The 25,042-nt window shown below is 72.4% G+C and carries 24 protein-coding genes and 1 tRNA gene; 13 read left to right on the top strand and 12 right to left on the bottom strand.

Going from position 1 to position 25,042, the window contains the following annotated elements:
- The first annotated feature begins 3 nt into the window (after positions 1-3).
- The 4 genes from OIE12_RS09915 (at position 4) to OIE12_RS09900 (ending at position 6,396) form a co-directional block, all read left to right on the top strand.
- Positions 4-819, top strand: coding sequence for an HAD family hydrolase (locus OIE12_RS09915; protein ID WP_443054033.1), 816 nt, complete (start codon positions 4-6; stop codon positions 817-819).
- Between the two features lie 692 nt (positions 820-1,511).
- Positions 1,512-3,692, top strand: a complete 2,181-nt coding sequence (locus OIE12_RS09910) for a transglycosylase domain-containing protein (protein ID WP_329141820.1) — start codon at positions 1,512-1,514, stop codon at positions 3,690-3,692.
- A 48-nt stretch (positions 3,693-3,740) separates the two neighbouring features.
- Complete coding sequence (locus OIE12_RS09905; protein WP_329133851.1) at positions 3,741-5,018, top strand: hypothetical protein; 1,278 nt, start codon at positions 3,741-3,743, stop codon at positions 5,016-5,018.
- A gap of 196 nt (positions 5,019-5,214) precedes the next feature.
- Positions 5,215-6,396, top strand: coding sequence for an amidase domain-containing protein (locus OIE12_RS09900; protein ID WP_329133849.1), 1,182 nt, complete (start codon positions 5,215-5,217; stop codon positions 6,394-6,396).
- Between the two features lie 146 nt (positions 6,397-6,542).
- Here OIE12_RS09900 and OIE12_RS09895 read toward each other — a convergent pair whose 3' ends face one another.
- Together OIE12_RS09895 and OIE12_RS09890 are read right to left on the bottom strand one after the other, a co-directional pair.
- Positions 6,543-7,940: a hypothetical protein gene (locus OIE12_RS09895; RefSeq protein WP_329133848.1), complete on the bottom strand. Its 1,398-nt coding sequence runs from the start codon at positions 7,938-7,940 to the stop codon at positions 6,543-6,545.
- Positions 7,941-8,034: 94 nt separating this feature from the next.
- Complete coding sequence (locus tag OIE12_RS09890; protein WP_329141818.1) at positions 8,035-8,805, bottom strand: DUF4097 family beta strand repeat-containing protein; 771 nt, start codon at positions 8,803-8,805, stop codon at positions 8,035-8,037.
- Between the two features lie 183 nt (positions 8,806-8,988).
- Between OIE12_RS09890 and OIE12_RS09885 the strand changes: the two genes are divergently transcribed.
- Positions 8,989-9,063, top strand: a tRNA-Val gene (locus OIE12_RS09885).
- A 64-nt stretch (positions 9,064-9,127) separates the two neighbouring features.
- Here the strand turns inward: OIE12_RS09885 and OIE12_RS09880 are convergent.
- Positions 9,128-9,619, bottom strand: coding sequence for a GNAT family N-acetyltransferase (locus tag OIE12_RS09880; RefSeq protein ID WP_329133846.1), 492 nt, complete (start codon positions 9,617-9,619; stop codon positions 9,128-9,130).
- Between the two features lie 265 nt (positions 9,620-9,884).
- Here OIE12_RS09880 and OIE12_RS09875 point away from each other — a divergent pair, with 265 nt between their 5' ends.
- On the top strand, positions 9,885-10,535 hold the full coding sequence (locus OIE12_RS09875) for a DedA family protein (protein WP_329133844.1): 651 nt from the start codon (positions 9,885-9,887) through the stop codon (positions 10,533-10,535).
- Here the strand turns inward: OIE12_RS09875 and OIE12_RS09870 are convergent.
- The 4 genes from OIE12_RS09870 to OIE12_RS09855 all read right to left on the bottom strand — a co-directional run bounded on the left by OIE12_RS09870 (position 10,532) and on the right by OIE12_RS09855 (position 13,451).
- A complete protein-coding gene (locus OIE12_RS09870) occupies positions 10,532-10,753 on the bottom strand; it encodes a DUF2277 domain-containing protein (RefSeq protein WP_329133842.1) in 222 nt (73 codons plus the stop codon). The genes OIE12_RS09875 and OIE12_RS09870 overlap by 4 nt on opposite strands.
- A 72-nt stretch (positions 10,754-10,825) precedes the next feature.
- Complete coding sequence (locus tag OIE12_RS09865) at positions 10,826-11,410, bottom strand: hydrolase (RefSeq protein ID WP_329133840.1); 585 nt, start codon at positions 11,408-11,410, stop codon at positions 10,826-10,828.
- An 86-nt stretch (positions 11,411-11,496) separates the two neighbouring features.
- On the bottom strand, positions 11,497-13,002 hold the full coding sequence (locus OIE12_RS09860) for an MFS transporter (RefSeq protein WP_329133838.1): 1,506 nt from the start codon (positions 13,000-13,002) through the stop codon (positions 11,497-11,499).
- Positions 12,999-13,451 carry a MarR family winged helix-turn-helix transcriptional regulator gene (locus OIE12_RS09855; RefSeq protein WP_329133836.1) on the bottom strand — a complete coding sequence of 151 codons (453 nt, stop codon included), beginning with the start codon at positions 13,449-13,451 and terminating at the stop codon, positions 12,999-13,001. The genes OIE12_RS09860 and OIE12_RS09855 overlap by 4 nt, the downstream gene beginning before the upstream one ends.
- A 110-nt stretch (positions 13,452-13,561) precedes the next feature.
- Between OIE12_RS09855 and OIE12_RS09850 the strand changes: the two genes are divergently transcribed.
- A complete protein-coding gene (locus OIE12_RS09850; RefSeq protein WP_329133833.1) occupies positions 13,562-13,906 on the top strand; it encodes a hypothetical protein in 345 nt (114 codons plus the stop codon).
- A gap of 232 nt (positions 13,907-14,138) precedes the next feature.
- Here the strand turns inward: OIE12_RS09850 and OIE12_RS09845 are convergent, their stop codons facing one another.
- The 3 genes from OIE12_RS09845 to OIE12_RS09835 form a co-directional block, all read right to left on the bottom strand.
- Positions 14,139-14,603 (bottom strand): DoxX family protein, encoded by a 465-nt coding sequence (locus tag OIE12_RS09845; protein ID WP_329133831.1) that lies wholly within the window; start codon positions 14,601-14,603, stop codon positions 14,139-14,141.
- Positions 14,604-14,792: 189 nt separating this feature from the next.
- Positions 14,793-16,487 (bottom strand): alkaline phosphatase D family protein, encoded by a 1,695-nt coding sequence (locus OIE12_RS09840; protein WP_329133829.1) that lies wholly within the window; start codon positions 16,485-16,487, stop codon positions 14,793-14,795.
- A 91-nt stretch (positions 16,488-16,578) separates the two neighbouring features.
- On the bottom strand, positions 16,579-17,112 hold the full coding sequence (locus tag OIE12_RS09835; protein WP_329133827.1) for a DUF4232 domain-containing protein: 534 nt from the start codon (positions 17,110-17,112) through the stop codon (positions 16,579-16,581).
- Positions 17,113-17,627: 515 nt separating this feature from the next.
- Here OIE12_RS09835 and OIE12_RS09830 point away from each other — a divergent pair.
- Positions 17,628-18,209, top strand: coding sequence for a TMEM165/GDT1 family protein (locus tag OIE12_RS09830; RefSeq protein ID WP_030379604.1), 582 nt, complete (start codon positions 17,628-17,630; stop codon positions 18,207-18,209).
- A 287-nt stretch (positions 18,210-18,496) separates the two neighbouring features.
- Positions 18,497-19,165 (top strand): HAD-IA family hydrolase, encoded by a 669-nt coding sequence (locus tag OIE12_RS09825; RefSeq protein ID WP_329133825.1) that lies wholly within the window; start codon positions 18,497-18,499, stop codon positions 19,163-19,165.
- Positions 19,166-19,207: 42 nt separating this feature from the next.
- Here the strand turns inward: OIE12_RS09825 and OIE12_RS09820 are convergent, their stop codons facing one another.
- Positions 19,208-20,236 (bottom strand): peptidoglycan-binding domain-containing protein, encoded by a 1,029-nt coding sequence (locus tag OIE12_RS09820; RefSeq protein WP_329133823.1) that lies wholly within the window; start codon positions 20,234-20,236, stop codon positions 19,208-19,210.
- 149 nt (positions 20,237-20,385) lie between these two features.
- Here OIE12_RS09820 and OIE12_RS09815 point away from each other — a divergent pair, with 149 nt between their 5' ends.
- The 3 genes from OIE12_RS09815 to OIE12_RS09805 all read left to right on the top strand — a co-directional run bounded on the left by OIE12_RS09815 (position 20,386) and on the right by OIE12_RS09805 (position 23,987).
- On the top strand, positions 20,386-22,455 hold the full coding sequence (locus OIE12_RS09815) for an MDR family MFS transporter (RefSeq protein WP_329133821.1): 2,070 nt from the start codon (positions 20,386-20,388) through the stop codon (positions 22,453-22,455).
- Positions 22,456-22,634: 179 nt separating this feature from the next.
- Positions 22,635-23,300 (top strand): hypothetical protein, encoded by a 666-nt coding sequence (locus OIE12_RS09810; protein WP_329133819.1) that lies wholly within the window; start codon positions 22,635-22,637, stop codon positions 23,298-23,300.
- A 6-nt stretch (positions 23,301-23,306) separates the two neighbouring features.
- Positions 23,307-23,987 (top strand): hypothetical protein, encoded by a 681-nt coding sequence (locus OIE12_RS09805; protein ID WP_329133817.1) that lies wholly within the window; start codon positions 23,307-23,309, stop codon positions 23,985-23,987.
- A 92-nt stretch (positions 23,988-24,079) separates the two neighbouring features.
- Here the strand turns inward: OIE12_RS09805 and OIE12_RS09800 are convergent, their stop codons facing one another.
- Positions 24,080-24,484, bottom strand: coding sequence for a J-domain-containing protein (locus tag OIE12_RS09800; protein WP_329133815.1), 405 nt, complete (start codon positions 24,482-24,484; stop codon positions 24,080-24,082).
- A gap of 135 nt (positions 24,485-24,619) precedes the next feature.
- Here OIE12_RS09800 and OIE12_RS09795 point away from each other — a divergent pair, with 135 nt between their 5' ends.
- Complete coding sequence (locus OIE12_RS09795) at positions 24,620-25,015, top strand: FHA domain-containing protein (protein WP_030379611.1); 396 nt, start codon at positions 24,620-24,622, stop codon at positions 25,013-25,015.
- Positions 25,016-25,042: the final 27 nt, after the last annotated feature.

The following is a 25,042-nucleotide window of genomic DNA, read 5'->3' as shown; positions in this document are numbered from 1 at the left end:
GTCGTGGTCGCCAGCGACCTCGACCGCACCCTCATCTACTCCGCCGCCGCCCTCGGCCTCACCATGCCCGACGCCCGTGCACCCCGTTTGCTGTGCGTGGAGGTCTACCAGGGCCGTCCGCTGTCCTACGTCACGGAGACGGCGGCCGGGCTGCTCGCCGAGCTGGGCGACGGTGACGCGGCGGTCTTCGTGCCGACGACGACCCGGACGCGCGAGCAGTACCTGCGCGTCAACCTGCCGGGGCCCGCGCCGCGCTACGCCGTGTGCGCCAACGGCGGGCACCTGCTGGTGGACGGCGAGCCCGATCCGGAGTGGCACGCGGCCGTACGGGCCCGGCTGGACGAGGAGTGCGTGCCGCTGGCCGAGGTGCAGGCGCACCTGGCCGCCGCGGCGGACCCGGCGTGGCTGCGCACGCACCGGACGGCCGACGATCTCTTCGCCTACCTGGTCGTCGAACGCGAACTCCTGCCCGGGGACTGGGTGAAGGAGCTCGCGGTGTGGGCGCAGGAGCGGGGCTGGACGGTGTCGTTGCAGGGCCGCAAGGTCTACGCCGTGCCGAAGCCGCTCACCAAGAGCGCGGCGGTGCGGGAGGTCGCGCGGCGGACGGGGGCGGAGCGGACGCTCGCGGCGGGCGACTCGCTCCTCGACGCGGACCTGCTGCTCGCGGCGGACGTCGCATGGCGCCCGGGCCACGGCGAACTCGCGGAGGCCGGCTGGACGGCCCCGACGGTCACCGCGCTTCCGGAGCGCGGCGTGGCCGCGGGGGAGCGGATCCTGCGGGAGTTCCTCCGCGCGGTGGGGGAGGATCCGCGCGCGTAAGAGCTCAGGGGGCGAGGAAAAATCCCAGGTCACCCCTGTCGCACGAACCGGCCCCCGCCGCGTACTCTCCCTACACCGCCCGTTCTTGACCATTTCTCATTCGCCGCTGACCGAAGAGTGCGCACTGGTCACTGATAATTTATGCGTGCCGCGATGAGCCGCATGTCGTGGGAGGGGGGCTCGCAGCCGCAGAACGCGGCAGCTGCATCTACCCGCGCGCGCAACACCGAGTGCGGAGGGAGACGCAGTCGTGACCCATGCCCGGCATCGAACAGATGTCCCGCAGCCCCTGGGCCGTCCCCATTCCGGAGTCGATCATGGATAGAGGGGAGGGCGACGAGCGCCCTGGCATACCCGATCCGTCCGGCGTACCCGTGTGGCCGGACCATCCCGAACGGTCGGAACGTTCCGAACGGTCGGAAGGTGCACAAGGTGTGGATGGTTCGGAAGGTGCGCGAGGTTCGGAAAGTCCGGAAGGCTCGGAACATTCCGAACACCCGGACCGTCCGGACCGTCCGGACCATCCGGACCATCCGGACCGTCCGGAACGCACCGCATCACGCGACCACACCCGCACCGATCCCGACGCCGACCCCGACACCCGTCGCCCCGACGAGACCATGGCCCTGCGCGTCCCTCCGCCGCCGGAGGAGACGATGGCCCTGCGCCGTCCTCCCTCTCCGGAGGAGACGATGGCGCTGCGCGTCCCGCCGCCGCCCGACGAGACGATGGCCCTGCGCGTCGTCAGCGCCGCCGAGGCCGAGGCGGCCGGATCCGGAGCCGAACCGCAGGAGCCGGCCCCGCAACGCCGCTCCCGCCGCAAGGCGAAGCCGAAGGCCGCTGCGACGGTGCCCTCCGCCGTCGCCCGCCTCTTCGCGCCCCTCGCCGCACGCCTTGGCCCCCCGCTCACCGCGGCCGGTGCCCGACTCGCCCCGTACGCCCGCCACTTCAAGCCGGTCTACCCGCGCCCCGGCCGCACCGACTGGCGCCGCTGGCTGCCGTCCTGGCGGCAGTGGCTGGGCGCCTGGCTGATAGCCCTCGGCCTGGGCACCGGCACCCTGGCCGTGGCGTACGCGGCGACGGACATACCGGAGAACCTCAACACCTATGCCACCCAGCAGGACAACGTCTACTTCTGGGCCGACGGCACCCCGATGGCCCGTACCGGCTGGGTGCAGCGGCAGGCGATGCCGCTGAAGGACATCCCCGCGGACGTCCGCTGGGCGGTGCTCGCCGCGGAGAACGAGACCTTCTACTCCGACCCCGGCATCTCCTTCAAGGGCATCAGCCGCGCCGTGTGGCGCACCTTCGGCGAGGGGGACACCGAGGGCGGCTCCACCATCACCCAGCAGTACGTCAAGAACGTCTACCTGAACCAGAACCAGACGGTCAGCCGCAAGTTCACCGAGGCGATGATCTCCCTCAAGCTCGACAACCAGATGAGCAAGGACGACATCCTCGAGGGCTATCTCAACACCAGCTGGTTCGGCCGCGGCACCTACGGCATCCAGCGTGCCGCCCAGGCCTACTACGGCAAGGACGTCAGCGAACTCAACGTGAGCGAGGCCGCGTTCCTCGCCTGTCTGCTCAAGGGCGCGGGGCTGTACGACCCGACGCTGAGCCAGGCCAACCACGCGCGGGCCGTGGACCGGTGGAGCTGGACGCTCGACCGCATGGTCAAGATCGGCAAGCTGTCCGCCGCCGAGCGCGCCACCTACAAGACGTTTCCCGAGCCGCTGAAGACCAACCCGCTCTACGACACCGGTGAGCAGAGCGACTACCTCGTCGAACTGGCCGCCCAGTACGCCAAGAAGTCCGCGCACCTGACGGACAAGGAGTTCGACCTGGGCGGGTACCAGATCTACACGACCTTCGACAAGAAGCGGGAGAAGGCGCTCACCGACACCGTCACCAAGGCCCGCAAGAAGGCGCTCAAGGACGATCCGAAGGCCGCGAAGACGGCCCACTACGGGGCCTCCTCGGTCGCCTCCGACGGACGGATCATCGCCGTCTACGGCGGCCCCGACCACCGTAAACAGGGCTACAACGAGTCCAACGCGACCACCGTCCCGGCCGGCAGCGCCTTCCTGCCCTTCGTCTACGCCGCCGGGCTCGAACACGGCATCACCAAGGAGCGCGACGCCCCGCGCAGCCCCGTCACCCCCGAGTCGGTCTACGACGGCGACGACGCCGTGCCCGTGACGACGCCCGAGGGGCCGTACTGGGACCGCAGCGGCAAGAAGGTCGCCGCGCACAACGACGGGAAGAAGGACTGGGGGCGAATCAGCCTGCACGACGCGCTGGCCCACTCTGTGAACACCCCGTTCATGCAGCTCGGCATGGACACCGGCCTGGACAGGGTGCGGGACACGTCTGTCGCCGCCGGGCTGCTCTCCTCCAGCATGGGCGCACAGGTGCCCGACCTGTCCCTGGGCAGCTCCCGGCCCAGCGCCATCCGGATGGCCAGTGCCTACGCCACGTTCGCCGCCGAGGGCCGGCACACCGAGCCGTACTCGGTGCGCCGCGTCACGCACAACGGCTCGACGGTGCCGATGGACAAGCCGGACACCCGCCGCGCCGTCGGCGCCGATGTGGCCACCGAGGTCACCAAGGCGCTCACCGACGCGTTCCACCTCGCACACCCCACCGCGCCCGCCGCCTTGGCCAAGGCGTCCGGCAAGGCCGGCACCACCGAGGACGACACCGCGTCCTGGTACGTCGGAACGGACAAGGAGGTCTCGACCGCCGTGGTCGTCTACCGCATGGACCTGGCCAAGAGCCTCGAACCACTGCCGCTGAAGGGACTCGCCGGCACCGCCGACGACAGCGTCCCGTACGGCATCTGGTCGAGCGCCCTGGCCCCGCTCGGCTGACGGCCGCCACGTCAACCCCCCACCCCCCTCTCCCAGATGGTGCCCCGTATGAAACAGACCTCCGGCCACCGCCGCCGCGCCCGTCCCCGCCGCAATGCCCGCCCCGGGTTCGTGGTCATGGCGTTCCTCCTCGTCGTGGCGTCGCTGGCCGTCGCCTTCCTGACGCTCAGCCGCTCCGACGACGCCTCCCCGGCCGCCTCCACCGGCGAGGGCACCGGGACGACCTCCGCCAAGGCGTCCAAGGAGCCCGAGTGGGACGGGAAGACGAAGGTGCTCGGGGACGGCTCCACCTCCTACACCGGGCCGCAGAAGGACCAGTTGAAGGCCGTACCGCTGAAGAAGGGGGAGAAACCGCCGCAGTTCGTGGTCTTCTCCTGGGACGGCGCGCTGGAGGGCAGCGACCACCTGTTCTCGCACTACCGGGAGCTGGCCAAGGAGTACGACGCCCACATGACCTTCTTCCTCACCGGCATCTATCTGCTGCCGAAGGACAAGAAGGATCTCTACGACCCGCCGATGCACGACCGGGGCTCCGCCGCGATCAGCTACCCCACCGACGAGCACATCCGCACCACCCTGGAGCAGCTGCGCGAGGCCTACGACCAGGGCAACGAGATCGGCACCCACTTCAACGGCCACTTCTGCGGCGCCAAGGGCGGCGGCGACTGGAGCGTGGCGCAGTGGAAGAGCGAGATCGACCAGTTCTACGACTTCGTCGAGAAGTGGAAGACCAACACCGGCTACAAGGACATCGACCCGCTGCCCTTCGACTTCAAGAAGGAGGTCACCGGCGGCCGCGCCCCCTGTCTGGAGGGCCAGCCCAACCTGCTCAAGGCCATGAAGGACTACGGCTGGCGCTACGATGCCAGCTCCCCGGGCGACTTCCAGATATGGCCGGTGAAGAAGGACGGCATCTGGGACTTCCCGTTGCAGATGCTCCCGTACGAGAGCGGCAAGTACCAGGGCCTGTCCATGGACTTCAACTTCCTCTACAACCAGTCCGACGGGGAGACACAGGGCGACCCCGCCAAGTTCCCGCAGTGGCAGCAGCAGACGGTCGACTCGTACATGGCCGGCTTCAACCGGGTCTACTACGGCAGCCGGGCACCGCTGTTCATCGGCAACCACTTCGAGGACTGGAACGGTGGCATCTACATGAAGTCCATCGACCAGGTCATCAAGAACGTGTGCACCAAGAAGGGCGTCAAGTGCGTGTCCTTCAAGGAGCTCGCCGACTGGATGGACGTGCAGAAGCCGGCCACGCTGCAACGGCTGCGCAGTCTCGACCCGGGGCAGTCGCCGGACTGGTCGACCGTGGTGCAGTGACGGCCGCCGCGGGTCGCGGAAGGTGACGGGGGATCAGGTGATCACGTGATCATCCTGCCGCTTCGGACATCTCCGGAACAGATCGGTTCTGTGAAGTTTCCCGACGTCTCTTGTGCATCCCCCTTCACAGGCGATACAGGGGTCATGGCATCATTCCAGCCCCCGGCGTCCCTGTGCCGGGTAGAGGGGAAACTCAGTGAAGTCAAGGAAATTGAGCCGCAAGCGGCGACGCGCGACCATATTCACGGCGGCGGCCGCCTCGGTCGTCGCGGGCGTGGCCATGCTGCCCAACTGGAGCGCGGGCGCATCGACGGTCGACGACCCCACCGTGGACACGCAGACCAAGGCGACGTTCCAGCGCCTGGCCGACGCGGTCTTCACCGACCGCACGGACGCGCTGGTCGCCAGTGACAAGCAGCAGTACAAGGGCCGCAAGTCCCTGTCCAAGCGCTTCCACGGCGACGTCCGGCTGTCCAAGTCCCAGACGCGCAACGAGAAGACCGCCGTCTCGCAGCTGCGGGACCGCAAGAAGCGCCTTGCCGCGCTCGGCGAGCAGTACAGCGGCGGCAAGACCAGCGTGACGCTCGACAAGACCCATGTCGACGGCCGGCACGCCACCGCCGAGGTCACCGAGACCACGACGCTGACGTACGGCGAGGCGAGGGGCAAGGAGCCGAAGACCACCGGCTTCCAGGCCCACCACAAGCTGTCGTTCACGGCCGACCGGAACGGCAACTGGCAGCTCACCGGCGTCCGTGACACCGACGACGGCGTCGCCGTCAACCAGCCCACGGCGCCGACCGTCGCCGCGCCGGACACGGCCGACGACGACAACCCGCCGGAGGCCACCCGCGCGGCCATCACGCGCAACCCGGCGGCCAACCCGAAGAACCTGACGTCGGGTACGTACGACTACAAGGCCATGGCGGACTACGCCAAGAAGTACTGGAGCAACTACAACCCGGACTACCCCGACTTCAACGGGGCCGGCGAGGGCGGCGACTGCACCAACTTCGTCAGCCAGGCGCTGAAGGCCGGCGGCTGGAAGCACGTGCCGGGCGACGGCACGGACTTCCACAAGTGGTTCGGCAACTCCGAGATCCAGTCGAACTCGTTCGTCGGCGTCAACGAGTTCTCCTGGTTCGCCCTGTCCTCGAAGCGGGTCACGAGCCTCGCCAACGTCTACCAGCTGGACGTCGGCGACGTGCTGCAGATGGACTTCAACAAGGACGGGTCCAAGGACCACACCATGATCGTCACGTCCCGCGTCAACGGCGTGCCGTACCTGTCGTACCACTCGACCAACACGTACAACCGGTCGGTGGCGAGCATCATCGCGTCGTACCCGACGGCGGCGTACTACGCGTACCGCACGTGATTTAGGCGGGGTTCCCCCGCGCCCCATGCTTTTAAGGGGCGCGGGGAACTGCGCAATCTTTCAGGGGGTCCGGGGGCTTGCCCCCGGGACGGGAAGGGTAGGGGCGGCGGGGGCGAAAAACCGTCCGGCAGCCCCCCCCGCACAGGTCACCCCCCGGCCCGCTCCCCCCGAATGTCGGAGACAACCCCCGCCGCGGCCTGCCGCACGGCATCCGTCTCCACCAAGAAGTGCCAGTAGTCCGGATGCCGCCCCTCCAACGAGGCGACCGCCCGCTCAAGGCGCTCCACCGCCGCGTCCAGCGGCCGCGCATGCCGCGGCTCCGGCGTCGACCGCCCCGCCATCGCGAGCCGCTGCGCATCCCGCACCGCGAACCGCGTCCGCTCGATCTCCGCCTGCGGATCCTTCTGCACGGCGTTGAGCCGCCGCAGCCGGTCCCCGGCCGCGGACACCGCCTCGTCCGTCGAGTTCAACAGCGCCCGCACCGTCGCCAGCCGCGCCGTCGCGTCCGCCCAGCGCTGCTCCTGACGGGCCGTCCGCGCCTCCGCCAGCTTCCGCTCGGCCTGCCGTACGTTCTCCGCGGCCAGCTCCGGCACCGGTTGCAGGTCCTGCCAGCACGCCGCCACGAACCGCCGCCGCAACTCGCTGAGGACCGGCTCCACCTGGCCCGCGCGCGTGGTCAGCGCCTGCGCGCGGGTGCGCAGCGACACCAGCCGGTGGTCGATCTCGGCGGCCCGCTCCGGCAGCCGCTCGGCCTCGGCCCGTACCGCCCCGGCCTCCCGGGAGACCCGCTCGGCCCGCTCCAGGGTCGCCGTGACGCCGTGCCGCCCGGCGCCCTCGTTCAGCTTCGTCAGCTCGGGGCCGAGGGCGGCCAGCCGGGCGGCGAGGTCGTCGGCGTTCAGCCCCGTGCCCCGTACGGCGTCCAGGGCCTGACCGGCGGCGCGCAGGGCCTGCCGGGCGCGCTCGACGGCGGGGGCGAGCCGGGCGAGCTGCGTCTCGGCCTTGCCGAGCAGCGGGCCGAGCCCCTGGGCGAAACGATCCAGCTCCTGCTTGACCTTCGTCAGCTCGTCCTTGGCGGCGGCGAGGTCGCGGCGGGCGCGGGCGGCGGCGGAGGCGTCCAGGTCGTCGCGGTCCAGGTCGCAGGCGTCGACGGCGGCGATGTAGCGCTCGCTGACCTCGTCTATCCGGCGCCCGAACGCCTCGAAGTCGGTGAGGGCGCGGCGGGCGGCGGGGGAGTCGTCGACGGCCGCGATGGTCTCGATGGAGATGCGCAGATCGCGCTGGGCGGTGTCCAGCTCGTAGAACGCGGCCGCGGCGGCGTCCTTGGCGGCCTGCGCCTCGGCCCGCGCGCCCTCCGAGCGCCCGCCGAACCACCGCCGGGTCCCGCCTCCGGCGAACGCGGCGGCCAGCAGGGGAGCGGCGAGCAACGGAAGCGCGAGCAGGGCGAAGGCGTCACGGACGACGGGGAACGGCGGGACAGGCGCGTGCGAGGACGCTTGCCGGTGGTGCTTCGACTGTGTGTACGGCTCTGGAGGTGTCGCCGTCACATCCCTCTCCCGTACTGTCGTCCGCTGCCCGGTGTTCATTCTCCCACCGGTTGAGGACGAACACACGGGTGATCCGGTTCGCCGGGAAGACCGCCTATTCCGGGGCGGTGCCCACCGCCACCGAGCCGTCCTCGGTACGGGCGCCGATCACATGGGTGCTGGCCTCGTCGCGGGGGACGGACACACGGACGGAGCCGTCCTTGGACGTGGCCGTGACCCGGTAGGTGGCGTGCGGCAGCGTGAGGCGGAGGGAGCCGTCGTCGCTCTCGGCCGTGACCCGGTCGGGGACGGTGTTCAGGGCGAGACGCACGGAGCCGTCCTGGGTCCCGACGCGCACGCTGCGGGAGCCGACGCCGGTGGCGCGGACCGACCCGTCGTCGGAGTGCAGCGAGAGCGGCCCGGTGACGTCGCTGACGCGCACCGACCCGTCGGCGGTGCGGATGTCCAGCCCCGAGCGGAAGCCGCGCGCGGTGACGCCGCCGTCGTCCTCCGTCACCTTGACCGCGATGCCGCGCGGCACCTCGATGCGGTGCTTGGCGGAGCAGTCCGCGACGAGTCCGGAACAGTGCGTGCGCAGCACCAGCCGGTCGCCGTCGACCTTCCAGGACACCTTCGGGTCGCCGCCCAGCACGACCTTGCCCTTGAACCACCGGGTGACGCGGACCCGGTCGTCGTCGCCGGGGACGAGGACGAGCGTGGAGTCGTCCGAGTCGACGGTCAGGGTCCGCCCGTGCAGCGCGAAGGAGCGGTGGTCGGGCGAGGCGTCGTCCCCCGCGTCCGCCCCGCACCCGGCCGCGGCGACCACGACCCCGCCCAGCACGACCGTCCACACGAGCCCCCGCCGCCGATTCGCCGTCACGCCCACCACGACCCCCCGGAATCCCGGCGCCCGCACCGCACGGCCGCTCACCTCCGCTGTGCAACGACCGTACGAGCCCCCGACCCCCCGCACGATCCGGCCCACCGCCCTCCCGGGGTGGGGTTAACCCCCCGCCCCCGGGTGTGTGCCGCCCCGGCCCCCCGGCAGGGTAGGCTGTCCACTCACCCCGGGCGCGTAGCTCAGCGGTAGAGCGCTGCCCTTACAAGGCAGATGTCGGCGGTTCGAAACCGTCCGCGCCCACCAGTGCTCGACGGGGAAAAGGCCCAGGCAGGCCGGTGTGAACCGGGTGCCTGGGCCGTTGTGTTGGTCAGGGCAGGGTGCGGTGGAACCAGCTGCCCGGTTTGCCGCCGAGTGCGGCGGGGGCGGCCGGGCCGGTGAGGGTGAAGCCGGCCTTGGTGAGGACCTTGCGGGACGCGGGGTTCGCGTGGGCGGCGGCCGCCCGCAGGGTGTGCAGCCCGTACCGCGACGCCGCGAGCCGGCACAGCCGGCGTACGGTCGCGGTCGCCACGCCGTGCCCGGCGACGTGCTCGGCGACCCGGTAGCCGAGCTCCGCGGAGCCGTTCTCGAGGTCGACCAGGTTGAACCGTCCCAGCACCGGGCCGTCCGCGTCGACGAGCACGTGGAAGGCGCAGACCCCGGCCTCCTGCTCCGCCAGCAGCGCGGCGAACCGCTCGTCGAACCGCTCGAAGTACTCGTCGCCCCGGTCGGTGATCCAGGCGGCGAAGTAGGCGCGGTTCGTCAGTTCGAAGGCCAGGACCGCGGGGGCGTGGTCGGGGCGCAACCGTTCCAGCTCGGGCACGGGCCGACCCTACGGGACGAGGGGGTGGGGCCGAGTGGGTTTTCTCGGGCCTCAATGCGGAGTGGGGTGGGGTGAGTTGGGGGTTGTGGGGGTGAATGCGGGGGAGGGGGAGCGCGCCCGTGCGCCCCGTTTTCGCGCCGTGTGCCCCCCGTGACCCTGCTGTCACTCCCGCCGCGTACGCTGTATGGCTGTCACAGGCCGCCCTGCCGTTCCCCCGCGACGTAGCGGCTGGTCGTGTCCACGGGGGAGTAGACGGGGAGTCTCGGTGCTGGAGAGTGTGGGGCCGCTGGTCGGCAGCCCGTGGATCTATGCCGCCGTGGCCTTGTCCGTGCTGCTCGACGTGTTCGTGCCGCTGTTGCCGAGCGGGGTCCTGGTGATCACCGCCGCCACGGCCGCCGCCGCGGGGTCCGCGGGCGATGCCACGGCCGCCGCGGGGGACGCCGTCGCCGATCACGTGCCCGACATCCTCGTGCTCGCCCTGTGCGCGGCCACGGCCTCGGTCGTGGGCGATCTGTTCGCGTACCGCGTCGGCCGGCGCGGCGGGGAGCGGCTGGACCGGGCCATCGCCCGCTCCCGGCGGCTGACCAGCGCGCAGGAACGTCTTGGCGCGGCCCTCGCGCGGGGCGGCGGCGCGCTGGTGGTGCTGGCCCGGTTCGCGCCGGCCGGACGCTCGGTGGTGTCGCTGGCCGCGGGCGCCGCGCAGCGCCGGGTGCGGGAGTTCCTGCCCTGGTCGGCGCTGGCGGGCGTGGCCTGGGCCGCCTACAGCGTCGCCCTCGGCTACTACGGCGGACAGTGGCTCGGTACGACCTGGCTCGCCACCGGCGTCTCCCTCGCCGCGCTGTTCGTCGCGGGCGCCGGCGCCGCCTTCCTCGTCCGCCGCCGTCCGGCGGCCGCTGAGGAGAACGCCGCCGCCTAGGGGCGGCCGGCGCCGCGTACCTCCAGGCCGGACAGGAGGTCCGCCGTCGCGGCCGCCACCGCGTCCACCGCGCGGTCGAACACCTCGCGGTTGTGCGCGGCGGGCGCGCGGAAGCCCGAGACCTTGCGGACGTACTGGAGCGCGGCCGCCCGGATCTCCTCCTCGGTGGCCTGCTCGGGGAGCGCGGGCGGACGGAGCGTCTTGATGCTTCGGCACATGGGTTCAGTGTGGCACCGGGGGAGGGGAGAGGGGGCGGAGACCGGTTGACGGCTCCGCCCCCTCCGGGTTCGTTACGCGTGCGTCTTCCGCAGCAGGTCCAGGATCTCCGCCGTGGTGCCCGTCTCGCCGAGGCGGGGGAAGATCCGGTCCACGCTGACCTGGTGCGCCTCCGCGCTGCGGTCGGCCATGGCGTCGGTGGCCAGGGTGACGTGGTAGCCGTGCTCGTGCGCGGCGCGGGCGGTGGACTCCACGCCGATGCTGGTCGCGATGCCGGTCAGCACGATCTGCGTGACGCCCCGGCGGCGCAGCTGCACGTCCAGGCCGGTGCCGTGGAAGGCGCCCCAGTTGCGCTTGGTGACGTGGATGTCGCCGGCGTGGCCGGAGAGCTCGTCGACGAGGACGTCCCAGCCCTTGGGGGGCGTGCCGCCGGAGCGGCCGGCCTCCGTGCGGCCGGGCACGGCGTCGGCGCCGTCGGCCGCGAAGGAGACGCGGACCAGGACGACCGGCAGGTTCCGGGCGCGGAAGGCGTCGGCGAGCTCGGCCGAGCGGGAGACGACGTCGGCGGCGGCGTGCGGCTGGGTGTCCATGCCGACGATGCCGGCCTGGAGGTCGATGACGACGAGGGCGGTGGTGGGGTCGAGGGCGGTGAGCGCCATGGGGGACGGGGCCTTCCTGGTTGTTTCGTGGGGTGACGGCCCCGCGGGGCCGCCGTTTCGCCGGATCGCTTCCGGCTCTCGCCGGATCACTTCCGGTTCCTGGGGGTGACCGTCCGCAGGGAACGGTCCAGCAGGGACAGCGCGACGAGCGCGACCGCCCCCGCGAGCATGAACAGCGCGAGGCCGTGCAGCCCCGCCGTGTCGGCGCCGTGGGCGAAGAACGCCGCGTCGGCGGCGGAGGCGCCCAGTGCGCCGAGGTACATGAAGGTGCGCAGCAGTCCGGCGGCGGAGGCGATCCGCGCGGGGTCGGACTGCCGGTAGAGCGCGTTCTGGTTGGCCAGACCAATCAGACCCTGCGGCACACCCATCACCGCGCCCGCGATCAGCAGCAGCCACACCGGGCTTCCGGTGCCGAGCAGCAGCAGGACGACGCAGCCCGCGAGCTGCACCGCCCCGCCGACGACCAGCTTGGTCCGCACCGCCTCGCGCCGTCCGGTGAGACTGGAGACGGCGAGCGCGGTCCCCGACAGGGGGAGCAGCACGAGCCCGGCGGAGGAGGCGCTCAGCCCGCGGCCCTCCTCCAGCCACTGCGTGAAGCCGTACAGGAAGGCGTAGGAGGTGAGGTAGCCGAGGAACTGACGCAGATACGTGGCCAGCAGCGGCACGTTGCCGCCGAGTACCCGCAGGTTTATGAACGGCTCGGCCACCCGCAGCTCCCGCACCGCGAAACCGGCGGCGGCGACGGCGGCGAGCACCGGCAGGTACCACAGGGCCGCCCCCGGGCTCATCAGGAACAGCATGAAGGAGAGCAGCAGCGCGGCGAAGAGCAGCATGCCGGGCAGGTCGACGGGGCGCCGGGAGCGTTCGCCGGGCGCGGTGGCCGGCAGATACAGCGCGCCGAGCACCAGACAGGCCGCGGACAGCGGCACGTTGACGGTGAAGACGGCCCGCCAGCCGCCGAGCCCGATGAGCAGCCCGCCGAGCGCCGGGCCGACCACGGAGACGGTCTGGTTGGCGACGGCGAGCGCGGTCAGTATCCCGGCCGGGCTGTCCTTCCCGGTGCGCTCGGCCTCCCGCCGGGTGAGCTGCATGGACGCCGGGTACGCGGCGGAGGTGCCGAAGCCGAGCAGCACGCGGGCGGCGATCAGTACGCCGAGGGACGGCGAGAGCGCGCCCAGCAGTCCGGCGGCGCCGACGGTGCCGGTGCCGAGGAGGTAGAGGCGGCGGGGGCCGTACATGTCGACCAGCCGGCCGATCACCGGCTGGCCCAGCGCGGTGGCCAGATAGAGGCCGGTGACCAGCCAGGTGGTGCGCGAGGGCGTGGCGCCGAAGGCGGCGCCGATCGGCACGAGGGCGACCGCGATCATGGAGGAGTTGATCGGGTTGCAGATCGAGCCGAGGAGCATCGGGGCGATCAGGCGGCGGTCGAAGGCGGTGGGGTCGGCGGGGTGGCGCGCCGGACCGGCGGTGGCGTGGCGCCTTTCGGCGTCGGCGCCGCCGTGCGGGGCCTTGCCGGTGGCGCCGTGGGGGGCCTTGCCGGTGGCGCCGCCCGGGCGGAGGGTTCTCAGTGCGCGGGCCAGGGCGGGGCTCACGACTGGGTGAGCCGTTCCAGGAGGGTGAGGGCGTCGAGGATCGTCTGCCGCTCCTCCTCGCTGTACTGCTCCTCCAGCGTGCGCGCCAGCCACCTGCGGCGGGCCGGGCGGTTGCCCTCGATGCGCTCGCGGCCCGCCTCCGTGAGCGTGACCAGCTGGCGGCGGCCGTCGTCGGGGTCGGGGTTGCGGTGGATCAGGCCCAGCCGGTCGAGTGCGGCGAGCGTGGTCGCCATCGACTGCGGGCGTACGCCCTCGGCCGATGCCAGGGCGCTGGCCGTGGCCGCGTCGTGCTTGCCGACGAGGGTGAGCGCGGAGACCTGCGGCGGGGTCAGGTCCTCCTCGTCCCCGGCGACCGAACGGACGCGCCGGCGCAGCCGGTTGAGGACGACGGTGAGATCGCGGGCGGCGCGGGCCGCCGAGTCGGAGACGCCGTCGGGTTTCTGCTCCATGGGGTCACGGTAGAGCTCGACAGTCTGGGCTGTCCAGTTCAGGCTGACGGGTCCGGTCCTGGGCCCGGGAGTGCTCGCTTCGCGAATTCGAACAGGCGTACCATTACGGGGTGGCTGAGACTCCTGACTTCCCGAGTGACCTGCTGGCCGGTCAGGAGGAGCTGCATCAGATCCGGGCCGAGCTTCTGGCCCTGCTGAAGCGGCTCCCCTGGTCGGTCGAGCCGCTGGACGGTTTCCGTGACGACGACGGGTGGCGCCGGGTCGAGCGGGCGGCCTCGCCCGGGTGGACGGAGGACGAGCAGGCGGAGGTCGAGAAGCTGCGGTGTCGTGAGCGGGAGTTGGCGGTGTTCGTCTCCACGCATCGGTACTGGGCGGAAGTGGTGGCGGCGGAGCGGGTGGATGCGCGGATGAGGTTGAAGAGGGTGGGTGGGGGCGAGCCCTCCGGTGGTGAGTAGGCGGGGCTCGGGAAGTGTTCCGTGGTGTTTCGCCTGCGGGTGTGTGGGGGGTTTTGCGCAGTTCCCCGCGCCCCTTGGGGGTGGTGCGGGGAGTTGTTCGCCTGCGGGTGCGTGGGGGCTGGTCGCGCAGTTCCCCGCGCCCCTGGGGGGTGCGGGGAACTGGCTTGTCTGCGGGCTGTCGCGCCCGCGCGGCGGAGCCGCAGATTGATACGGTCCCGCGCCCCTGTGGGGCTCAGGCCGCTATCGGCTCCGAAGGTGTCTCCTCTTCCTTCGGTTCCGTGCGGAGGGTGCGGGGGCTTCGGAGGGTGTTGCCCAGGGCGAACGCGCCCGGGCCGGTGAAGACCAGGAGGAGGAAGGTCCAGCAGAACAGGGCGGCCTGTTCGCCGCCGTTCTGGATGGGCCAGAGGGCGTTCGGCTGGTGGACGTGGAAGTACGCGAACGCCATCGAGCCCGACGCGAGGAACGCGGCCGGGCGGGTGGCGAGGCCGAGCAGGGCGAGGGCGCCGCAGACGAGCTGGATGACCGCGGCGTACCAGCCGGGCCACGTGCCGGCCTCGATCGTGCCGCCGTCGGTGCCCGCGGCGCCGCCGAGCACACCGAACAGCGAGGCGGCGCCGTGGCAGGTGAAGAGCAGGCCGAGCACGATACGGAAGAGTCCGACGGCATACGGCTGGGCGCTGTTGAGACGTCCTGACATGGGGGAGAGCTCCTTCGGCCGGTCCGAAAGTTTCGGTTCCTCAAGACACCGTTTTCGTCTCCCGGAAGCGGCCGGGCCACGTCAGATTAGGTGTGGTCGCATTCCGCTTGCCAGATCGTCATTCAGCCAATGTTCAACTATTGTCGGTCCGTTTTCGGGCTGGATTTCGACCGTTTGACTTCGACCGTTTCAGGTGGCGGGGCCGCTCAGCCGGGTCTCCATGAGCGTCGTCAGCCGGCCCCCGCGCCCTCCGGACCCGTCGCCCTGGCCGTCGCGCCCGGTGGTCTCCGAGGGGCGGGCCTGTTCGAGTCGCAGCCGGGCCGAACGGCCCCGCAGCGTCAGGGTCATGAGCTGGTTGCCGAACCAGGGCCCGCCCGTGCGGCGCCAGTCGACGGCCGGCCGGGCGCAGCGGCCGTGCCGGGAGAGCAGCCGGCCGATCGCCCGCCCGGGCAGGGTCCAGCCGAACCGGAACGCCACCTTGATGGAGAGCGGCACGGAGTTGTGGACGGGCGAGCAGGTCAGCTGCACCACGTGCGCGTCGGGACCGGCGCCGGCCGTCCGCCAGCTCGGCTCGGCGACATAGGCGTGGTGGACGTCGCCGGACAGCACACAGATCGTCGCGGGCGCGTCGGGACCCGAGCCGGCCTTGGCGATGAGGTCCGCCAGCGCGTCGAACGACGACGGGAACGCCGCCCAGTGCTCCAGATCGAGCGCCCGGCGCAGCCACTCCCCGAACCGCCCCCAGCGTGCGCCCCGGGCACCGGTGGCCAGCGCGGCGTCCCACGACTCCACGTCGTGGATCATGTGCGGAAGCAGCCACGGCAGCGACGTACCGATCAGCAGATGGTCGTACGATCCGGGTGCGTCCAGCGCCTGTGCGCGCAGCCACTCCCACTCGGCGGCGTCCAGCATGTCCCGCTCGCCCTCGGCCAGGACCCGCGCCGCCCTGCTGTCCGCCATCAGCAGCCGGGTCCGGCCGAAGTCGCGGCGGTAGCTCCAGCGGGCGTAGCCGAGGTCGGCGTCGGAGCGGGCGCAGTGGGCGCGCAGCGCCTCCGTGCCGTCCTCGACGGACCGGACGGTCGCGTACACCTCGTCCTTCGCCAGCTCGTCGGGCGAGAGGTTGCCCAGGTGCTGGTGGACCCAGTACGACATCAGCCCGCCGAGCACCCGGTCCCGCCACCACCCGGTGGCGCGCATCTCCTCCAGCCAGGAGGCGCTGGTGTTCCAGTCGTCGATGACGTCGTGGTCGTCGAAGATCATGCAGCTCGGCACGGTGGACAGCAGCCAGCGCACCTCGGGGTCGAGCCAGGACTCGTAGTAGAGGTGGGTGTACTCCTCGTAGTTCGCGACCTGCGCGCCGGGCGGCTCGTCCAGGTCGCGGCGGCCGGCGAGCCAGTCGCGGGTCGCCTCGGAGGTCTCGTCGGCGTACACCTGGTCGCCGAGGAGCAGCAGCACGTCCGGGCGCTCGCCGTCCGGGTCGGCGGCGACGCGGGTGGCGAGCGCGTCCAGGGCGTCCGGGCCGACGGGGTCCTTCTGGCCGAGCGCGGGCGCGGCCCAGCGGCAGGAGCCGAAGGCCACGTCGAGCGTCTCGTCCCCGGCCGGGGGGTGGATCACGGACGGCGGGAACGGCGAGTCGGGCAGCGGCCACACGCGCGCTCCGTCGAGCAGCACCTCGTACGCCGTCGCCGTGCCGGGGGTGAGCCCGGTGACCGGTACCAGCGCGTAGTGGTGCCCGCAGATCTCGAACGTTCGACTGCTTCCGCCGCCGCCGCCGCCGTCCGCGCAGCGCACCTCGGCGGTGCACGGACGGCCCGCCTCGACCCAGACGGTCGCGGACGAGCCGTCGACGTACCTCAGCAGCGGCCCCAGCCGCAGTTCCACCATGTGATCGACCTCCTCCGTCGCCCCGTACGGTACGGAACGACGGAGGGGTCCGGGCGGGTTCCGGGCGTGGCGCCGCTGTGAAGAGTGTGCGTCAGTCGGCGAACGGCACGGCGTCGGCGGCCTTGGCGTGCCAGTTGGTGGCGATGGGCTGGTCGACGAGGACGCTGTCGGGGAGCGAGAGGCCGACGCTGTTGTACTCGTCACCGGCGACCGAGAGGCTGAGCTGGTCGAACTCGATGCCGTTGTCGTTGTTGGTGGTCTTGGGGTTGATGCCGGCGTACGCCGCCTTGGCGCCGGAGAGGGTGACGCCCTCGCTGACGGCCTGCTCGGCGGGGGAGACCGCGGTGTCGGGGCTGGAGCCGAAGGACGCGGAGGGGAACACACCGTCCAGGTGGCACTTGACGCCGGGCAGCGCCTTGGCGGTGACGAGGATGTAACCACCCGCCTGCGACTCGAAGTTGGTGGTGAAGACGAGGTCGTCGGTGACGCAGGCACGGGTGGTGTGCTTGGCGGCGGTGTGGGCGGTGCCGGCGTTGGCCGTGGCGGCCGCGGTGGTGGCGAGTCCGACGGCGGCGACCGCGGTGAGGGCGATACGGGCGGCGCGGGAGGCGAGGAGCGAACGCATGATGATCTCCGTATGTGTCGTGATGAGTGTCGTGATGAGACGTGATGACGTGTGTGACGACCTGTGACGCGGTGTGCCGTCCGGCCGGCTGCCGGCGACGGATGAAGCGTGTGCCGTGATCCGTCCCACCCGCCACGGATGAAGGTCATCGCGGGACGCTGGAATGCTGGAACGGGCGTTGACCTGCGGGAACCTCGGCGGCGTGGAACGGCGGGCCGGGACGCGAGGGACGCGGCCGGCGGGTGCGGGACGCGTACGGGGTCGCGTACGATGGGCCGCGTTGGAGGGGAGTAGCCCTTCGCCGGACCGTCGACATACTGCTCAGCCAGCCTGAGCCGGCGCCCGGAGGCAGATCCCGCGAACCCCTGGGTTCCGGATCGGCCGGCGAGACCTTCGGCAAGCAGTGCACCACCCGTGCCGCCCGGCACGGGTGCGCGAGTGCGCTGCCGTGCCGGGGTGTCGTGAGCAGTGCACGCGGACTCTCGGTGGGCGGCGCCCCGACCGATTGAGGAACTGTGATCAGCCCGACCGTGACGGCGCTCGTCTTCGGCGTCGTCTTCCTCGCCGAACTGCCGGACAAGACGGCCCTGGCCGGCCTCGTCCTCGGCACCCGTTACCGCGCCTCGTACGTCTTCGCCGGCGTCGCCGCGGCCTTCACCCTGCACGTCGTGCTCGCCGTCGCGGCGGGCAGCGTGCTCACGCTGCTGCCGCACCAGCTGGTGCAGGCGCTCACCGGCGTGCTCTTCCTCGGCGGCGCGGCCGTGCTGCTGCTGAAGAAGGACGACGGCGAGGAGGAGATCCGCCGGCCCGAGGACCAGAGCTTCTGGAAGGTGGCCGGGGCGGGCTTCATGCTCATCCTGGTCGCCGAGTTCGGCGACCTGACCCAGATCATGACCGCCAACCTCGCCGCCCGCTACGACGACCCGCTCTCCGTCGGCCTCGGCGCGGTGCTTGCGTTGTGGGCGGTGGCCGGGCTCGGCATCGTGGGCGGCAGGGCGCTGATGCGGAAGGTGCCGTTGACGCTGATCACGAGGATCGCGGCGGTGCTGATGGTGGGGCTCGGGGTGTGGAGCCTGTACGAGGCGATCGCGGGGTAGGGCCGGGGAGCGGGCGTGGGCCCGGGTGTGGGCGCGGGCGCGGGTTCGTGAGTGGAGTGGGGGTTCGCGGGGTACGGGAGGCCTGCGTGTCGCACAGTCGTTCGTGACCCGGTGTGTTGCGTCGTCGCCGTGCGTGTTGTGCCTGGTCGCGGGTGGTGGCGTGGCGGTGGGGTGTTTTGTATCGTGGAGAAACAAAGTGGCTCCCGCCCGTACTCCCTGACCTGCGGGCGGGGCCGCCCTGTTTCCCGGGGCATCCCCCTTTCCGTATTTGGTTCCGCATTTGGAGCATGCCGATGACGGCCACCACCGTTCTCACCGCACGGGCCCTCCTGCTGGACATGGACGGCACCCTCGTCAACTCCGACGCCGCCGTCGAGCGCGTCTGGCGGCGCTGGGCCGACCGGCACGGGCTGGACGGCGACGAGGTGCTGAAGGTCGTGCACGGCCGCCAGGGCTACGCCTCCATGGCCCTGCTGCTGCCCGGCCGGCCGATGGAGCAGAACCTCGCCGAGAACGCGCGGATGCTGGCGGAGGAGACCGCCGACACCGAGGGCGTGGTCGAGGTGCCCGGCGCGGCGGACTTCCTCGCCTCCCTGGCCGGGGTCCCGCACGCGCTGGTGACCTCGGCGGACGTGGCGCTGTCCACCGCCCGGATGGCGGCGGCGGGGCTCGCGCTGCCGGCGGTGCGGATCACGGCGGAGTCCGTGGGCGCGAGCAAGCCGGACCCCGAGGGGTTCCTGAAGGGAGCGGCGGAACTGGGCGTCGCGCCCGAGGACTGCGTGGTCTTCGAGGACTCCGGTGCGGGGGTCGCGGCGGGGCGCGCCGCGGGGATGCGGGTCGTGGGGGTCGGGGCGCGGGCGGGGTTGCACCGGCCGGATGCGGTGGTGCGGGATCTGCGGCGGGTGCGGGTCGAGGTGCTGGAGGGCGGGGCGGGCGTGCGGTTGCACGTGGGGTGAGCGCGGGGGTGGTCCCTTCACCGTCCGTGCGTCTTCTTCTTCCTACGGTTCGTCCGTCTCCGCTTCCAGGCGGGTGCGGGTGGTCTTGCCGTAGACGCCGCGGGGGTCGTCCGTGATGCCCCTGGTCCGCTGGTAGTTCGCGACGGCCGTCTCGAGGTCGTCGTCGTACTCGCCGTCCGCGCTGCCCAGGTAGAACAGTCGCTGGCGGAGGCGGAGCTGGAGCTCCTCGACCTCCGGGCCCTCGTCGCCGTTCCGCAGGACCGGGGGGTCTTCGTGGGCGTCGCCGCCGGGGGCGGGGTTCGTGGAATGGGTGGCGTCCGCGGTCGCCTGTGTGTCCTTCGAGGTGCGGCTGGCGGTGGGGGAGGGGGACGAGGAGGCCGTGCGGCCGGCGGAGGCGGTGGCCGAGGCGGAGGCGGTGTCGCTGGGGGACGGGCTGCCCGTCCCCGCCGACGCGGACGACGTGCCCGTCGGGCCGGTCGCGGTGGGGGTGGCCGAGCCGGCCGGGACGCTGGGGCGGACCTCGTCGGGGAGGGCGTCGTTGCGTTCGGGTTTGCCGTAGGTGAAGAGGCCGGTGGCGAGGGCGGTGGCGGTCAGGACGGCGACGACGGCGCCGCCGGCGGCGAGGACGACGGTACGGCGGGGGGCGCGGGAGGGTTTCTCGCCCCCGCCGCCCCTCCCCTCCCCCAAGCTCTCGGCTTCGCTCGAGCCGGGGGGACCCCCATCGACCACCAGGGGCTCCGCCCCTTCGACCCCGGAGGAGGTGACGAGGGGGAGGTCGTCCAAGGTGCCGGGTTCCTGCGCGGGGTGGTGGTTCCGGGGCTCCGCCCCGGCTCCCGAGGGGGCTCCGCCCCCTGGGCCCCCGGGGGTGGCGTCGCCCGGGGCTTCGTTGCCGTGGCCTGCCACGTACGGGCGTATGCGCAGGGGGTCGAAGTCCTCTGCCGCCGCCGCTTCCGCCGTGCGGGTTTCGCGGAGGGCGTCGGCCGTGCGCTGGGTGCAGGTGCACGTCGGCGAGCCGTCGGGGTCGCGTGGTGCCGCGCACTCCGGGCACGCCTGTTCGTTCGTTCCGCTCACGCCTGGGTTCCCTCCCTGCGAACTCCAGGAATTATGCAGACCTCCCGCACAACTTCTCCGGCGATCCCCCCGGAATGCCGCCGTCCAGCAGGACTGAACGGGCCATAACTGGTCACACCGAACAGGAGGGAAGACGGCGGGAGGTCTCCATGGCCGAGGACGCGCTCCGGAACGGCGACGGTACGGGAGGAGTGGACACGGGGGGTGAGGGTGTCGCCGCCCAGCCGAGCGGCAGCGTCCTCGTCTCCATCGGTGCCCTCCTCCTCGGCATGCTCCTCGCCGCCCTCGACCAGACGATCGTCTCCACCGCCCTGCCCACCATCGTCAGCGACCTCGGCGGCCTGGAGCACCTCTCCTGGGTCGTCACCGCCTATCTCCTCGCCTCCACCGCCGCCACCCCGCTGTGGGGCAAGCTCGGCGACCAGTACGGGCGCAAGAAGCTGTTCCAGACGGCCATCGCGATCTTCCTCGTCGGCTCCGCGCTCTGCGGCGCCGCGCAGGACATGGGCCAGCTCATCGCCTTCCGCGCGCTCCAGGGACTCGGCGGCGGCGGGCTCATGGTGCTGTCCATGGCGATCGTCGGCGACCTCGTGCCGCCCCGCGAACGCGGCCGCTACCAGGGCCTGTTCGGTGCCGTCTTCGGCGCCACCAGCGTGCTCGGACCGCTGCTCGGCGGGCTGTTCACCCAGCACTTGAGCTGGCGCTGGGTCTTCTACGTCAACCTGCCCGTCGGCGTCGTCGCGCTCGCCGTGATCGCCGCCGTCCTGCACATCCCGCGCCGCGCGGCCAGGCACGTCATCGACTACCTCGGCACGTTCCTGATCGCCGCCGTCGCCACCTGCCTGGTCCTCGTCGCCTCCCTCGGCGGCACCACCTGGGGCTGGGGCTCGCCGCAGATCATCGGGCTCATCGTGCTCGGGGTCGTCCTCGCCGGCGCGTTCGTGTCCGTCGAACGCCGGGCCGCCGAACCCGTCCTCCCGCTCAAGCTGTTCCGCGTCCGCACCTTCACGCTCTCCGCCGTCATCAGCTTCGTCATCGGCTTCGCCATGTTCGGCGCGATGACGTACCTCCCGACGTTCCTCCAGGTCGTGCGCGGGGTCTCGCCGACCATGTCCGGCGTGCACATGCTGCCCATGGTGTTCGGACTGCTGCTGTCCTCCACCGTCTCCGGGCAGATCGTCAGCCGTACCGGCCGCTGGAAGGTGTTCCCGGTGGCCGGCACCGCCGTCACCACGATCGGACTGCTCCTGCTGCACCAGCTCGACGAGCACAGCTCCACCGCGGCGACCAGCGCGTACTTCTTCGTCTTCGGGCTCGGTCTCGGCCTGGTCATGCAGGTCCTCGTGCTGATCGTGCAGAACGCGGTGGCCTACGAGGACCTGGGCGTCGCCACGTCCGGGGCGACGTTCTTCCGCTCCATCGGCGCGTCCTTCGGCGTCGCCGTCTTCGGCACGGTCTTCGCGAGCCGGCTCGGCGACAAGCTCGCCGGCGTCCTCGCCGGGCGCCCCCTGCCGGCGGGCGTGAACGTGGACAGCCTCAAGGCCGACCCGCGCGGCATCGCCGGGCTGCCGCCGACGCTGCGGCCCGCCGTGCTGCACGCCTACGCGTCCTCCATCACCGACGTCTTCCTCTACGCGGCGCCCGTCGCCGCCGTCGCCTTCGTGCTCGCCTGGTTCCTGCGCGAGGACCGGCTGCGGGCGTCCGTGACGGCGCCGGACGGCACGGAGACCTTCGCCAGCAACCCGGTGCAGCGCTCGTCCTACGACGAGGTCTGCCGCGCGCTGTCGCTGCTCGGCTCCCGCAACGGGCGGCGGGAGATCTACGAGCGGATCACCGCGCGCGCCGGGTACGACCTGCTGCCGGCGGCGAGCTGGCTGCTGCTGCGGACGCGGAAGCACGGCTGGACGGAACCGGCCGTGCTGACCGAGCGCAGCGCGGTGCCGCTGCACGTGATCATCGAAGCGGCGCGGCAGGTGGAGGAGCGGGGGCTGGCCGCGCGGCGGGGGCCCGACCTGGTGCTCACGGAGCGGGGCGCGGAGGTCGCGGAGCGGCTGGCCGCGGCGCGGCGGGAGTCGCTGGCGGAGCTGCTGGGGGACTGGTGGGGGCCGGACCGGCCGACGGATCTGAACCGGTTGGTGGAGGAGCTGACGGGGGAGTTGTGCGGGTCGGACGCGGAGCGGCCGCACGCGGCGGCACGGGGCGCTGCCGTCGTGCGGTGACGTGGCCTGCGGACGCCGGCCAACCCCCGCGCGCCCAGGCCGCGTTCACGTGCCGCCCCCGTTCGTGCCTCTCCGTGAGCGGGTGCCGTTTGCGGGGCGGGTTGCGGGCAACCCGGTTGAGGTAGGGGTTCGCCGGAGCCGTCCGGTTCCGGGGCCCTTGGGTCTACCGGAAGGCATTCATGTCCACAGGCGTGATCATCGCAATTGTGATCGTGGCGGCCGTGGTCGTTGCCGCGGTCGTACTGTTTCTGCTGCGAGCCCGCGGCGCGCAAGGCGGCCACGGGCTGAAGCGGCGCTTCGGCCCCGAGTACGAGCGGACCGTGGCCCGCCACAACGGGGACACCAGGGCTGCCGAGGCCGAACTCGCCGAACGCGTCGAACGCCACGGCTCGTTGAAGAGGCGGCCGCTGGCGCCCGAAGCCCGCGCACGCTACGAGGCGCGCTGGGCGGCGGCCCAGGAACGGTTCGTCGACTCGCCGCGGGAGGCGGTGGCCGACGCGGACCAGCTGATCGCCGAACTGTCCAAGGAGCGCGGTTTCCCGGACGGCCGTCACGAGGACCGGCTCGACGCGCTCTCCGTCCACCACGCGCACCAGGTCCACGGCTACCGCCGGCTGCACCGGGCCGCGCACGCCCCGGCCGACGGTACGCCGGAGAGCCGGCCCGGTACGGAGGAGCTGCGCGCATCCATGGTCGAGGCCCGCGCGCTCTTCGCGCAGTTGACGGGCGACGACGACGGCCACCGGGCACCGCGTACGGAGACGAAGCGGTCCGGCGCGACCGGCGAAGCCCGGGGCGCCCAGCCCGCCTGGGCCTTCGGCCGGCGTCATGTGAAGGGGAGTTGAGGGGTGATGGCAGAGGTGACACCGTCCAACGAGGACCGTGACGCGCGCGACGACCGACTCGTGCGGGAGGCCCGCGAGGCGCGTGCCGCGCACGAGGCGGCGGGCGACCCGGACGCCGGTCCGGCCGCGGCGCCCATGCACAGGACCGAGCCGCCCGCGAGTGCGTCCACTCCGGGCACAGGCACGGGCGCGAGCAAGGACGCGGGTACGGGCAAGACGTTGACCGGTTCCGCCGCCGGCGGCAGCGAGGCCGGCGTCGGTGCCGCCGGCACCGGTTCCGCGCACGGTCCCGTCTCCGGCTCCTCCCTCATCGGAGGGCGGGCCGGCAGCGCCACCGACGACGCGCTCACCGGAGGCGCCGGCGCCCACCACGAGACGCGGCACGGCCACGGCGGCGAACCCCACGCCGCGCACACGCCGTTGCTCGCGCACGGCGACACCGAGAAGTTCTCGGCCCAGCTGCACCACGCCGTCGGCGGCTTCGTCGACGCGCCCCGGGCCGCCGTCGAGGAGGCCGACCACGTCCTGGAGGAGGTCGCCGACCTGTTCGCCGACGCGCTGAACCGGCGCCGCCGGGACCTGCGCGCCGCCTGGCAGGCCGGTGACGGCAACGACGGCGACACGGAACGGCTCCGCGTCGCCCTGCGGGACTACCGCGAGTTCGCGGAGCGTCTGCTGCACGTCTAGGGCACGTCCAGGGCCTGTTGTGGCCCGCGGCCCGGGAAGCCTCGTGCTCCCGGGCCGTTGTCGTGTGCGTGCGGCGGGCCGTTCCTTCGGCTTCACTCCGCCCGGCGGGCCCGCCATTCACGGACCACCGCGTCCGTGTCGTACGGCTTCAGGCCCAGTGGCGGGCCCGGCGGCGGCTTGAACATGACGTCGCGGATCTTGACGTTGACGCCGTCGATCAGCCGCCGCACCACCGTCTCCGTCGGCGCCGCGTACGCCGCCGCCAGCGTGTCCTCGGCCTCCTTGCGCAGGGCGAGCGTCGGCGGGAGGACGGAGACGCCCTCGCGGACCAGCTTCTGCTTGATCCACCACATCTCGTCGTACGCGGTGTCGGAGACCGCGCGGGAGGGCCGGCCCGCGCCCGGCAGATCGTCGAACTCGCCGCGGTCCTCGGCCTCGCGGATCTGCCGTTCGACGAAGGACTCGAAGCTCACACCGGGAGGTTTGCGCTCGGTCATAACGCCCATTGTGCAGGAGACCGCCCACCCGGGCCATGGCGCGATCTATCATGCGGCGGCGGTGCGGGGGCCCGGTCCCCGTGCCGGGTTCCGTGACAGCCGCGACATCCGTCGCCTCCAGAAGGAGCGCACCACGTGCTCGAACTCACCATGGCCCTGGTCTCCGGGGCGGACGCCGGGGCGACGGCCGGCATGCTGATGGCCGACGCGCCCAGCCGGCCGGAATCCGTACTGCGCGTGGGGCGCGACCGGACCGTGTGCCGGCTCGTCACGCCCGACGACTGGCTGTTCATCTCCCGTGTGCACCTGGAGTTCGTGTACGGGGCGGACGGTGCCTGGCGGGTGACCTGGCTGCGGGGGTCGCAGCCGGATCCGTCGTCGCAGGTGTTGCTGACGTTGGCCGGGGGGCAGTCGCAGCCGGTGCCGTACGGGGGGACGGCGGTTCTGCCGCTCGGCGGCTCGGGGGAGTTGGTCGTCCTGGACCGGACGGCTCCCAGGAGCGTGAACGTGGGGTTCTTTCACGAGGTTTAGGTGGGGTGGGAAGGCGCGCCTCCCTCA

The organism is Streptomyces sp. NBC_00670 (assembly GCF_036226765.1).
In the GTDB taxonomy this organism is placed as follows: domain Bacteria; phylum Actinomycetota; class Actinomycetes; order Streptomycetales; family Streptomycetaceae; genus Streptomyces.
This window is presented reverse-complemented; position numbering and strand designations above follow the sequence as displayed.

Coding starts and splice junctions, on each gene's coding strand:
- OIE12_RS09805 (WP_329133817.1), top strand. CDS start 23,307: ATGGCAGAGGTGACACCGTCCAACGAGGACCGTGACGCGCGCGACGAC.
- OIE12_RS09865 (WP_329133840.1), bottom strand. CDS start 11,410: ATGGCGCTCACCGCCCTCGACCCCACCACCGCCCTCGTCGTCATCGAC.
- OIE12_RS09840 (WP_329133829.1), bottom strand. CDS start 16,487: ATGGTGGAACTGCGGCTGGGGCCGCTGCTGAGGTACGTCGACGGCTCG.
- OIE12_RS09800 (WP_329133815.1), bottom strand. CDS start 24,484: ATGACCGAGCGCAAACCTCCCGGTGTGAGCTTCGAGTCCTTCGTCGAA.
- OIE12_RS09870 (WP_329133842.1), bottom strand. CDS start 10,753: ATGTGCCGAAGCATCAAGACGCTCCGTCCGCCCGCGCTCCCCGAGCAG.
- OIE12_RS09810 (WP_329133819.1), top strand. CDS start 22,635: ATGTCCACAGGCGTGATCATCGCAATTGTGATCGTGGCGGCCGTGGTC.
- OIE12_RS09910 (WP_329141820.1), top strand. CDS start 1,512: ATGGCGCTGCGCGTCCCGCCGCCGCCCGACGAGACGATGGCCCTGCGC.
- OIE12_RS09845 (WP_329133831.1), bottom strand. CDS start 14,603: ATGTCAGGACGTCTCAACAGCGCCCAGCCGTATGCCGTCGGACTCTTC.
- OIE12_RS09905 (WP_329133851.1), top strand. CDS start 3,741: ATGAAACAGACCTCCGGCCACCGCCGCCGCGCCCGTCCCCGCCGCAAT.
- OIE12_RS09835 (WP_329133827.1), bottom strand. CDS start 17,112: ATGCGTTCGCTCCTCGCCTCCCGCGCCGCCCGTATCGCCCTCACCGCG.
- OIE12_RS09815 (WP_329133821.1), top strand. CDS start 20,386: ATGGCCGAGGACGCGCTCCGGAACGGCGACGGTACGGGAGGAGTGGAC.
- OIE12_RS09855 (WP_329133836.1), bottom strand. CDS start 13,451: ATGGAGCAGAAACCCGACGGCGTCTCCGACTCGGCGGCCCGCGCCGCC.
- OIE12_RS09825 (WP_329133825.1), top strand. CDS start 18,497: ATGCCGATGACGGCCACCACCGTTCTCACCGCACGGGCCCTCCTGCTG.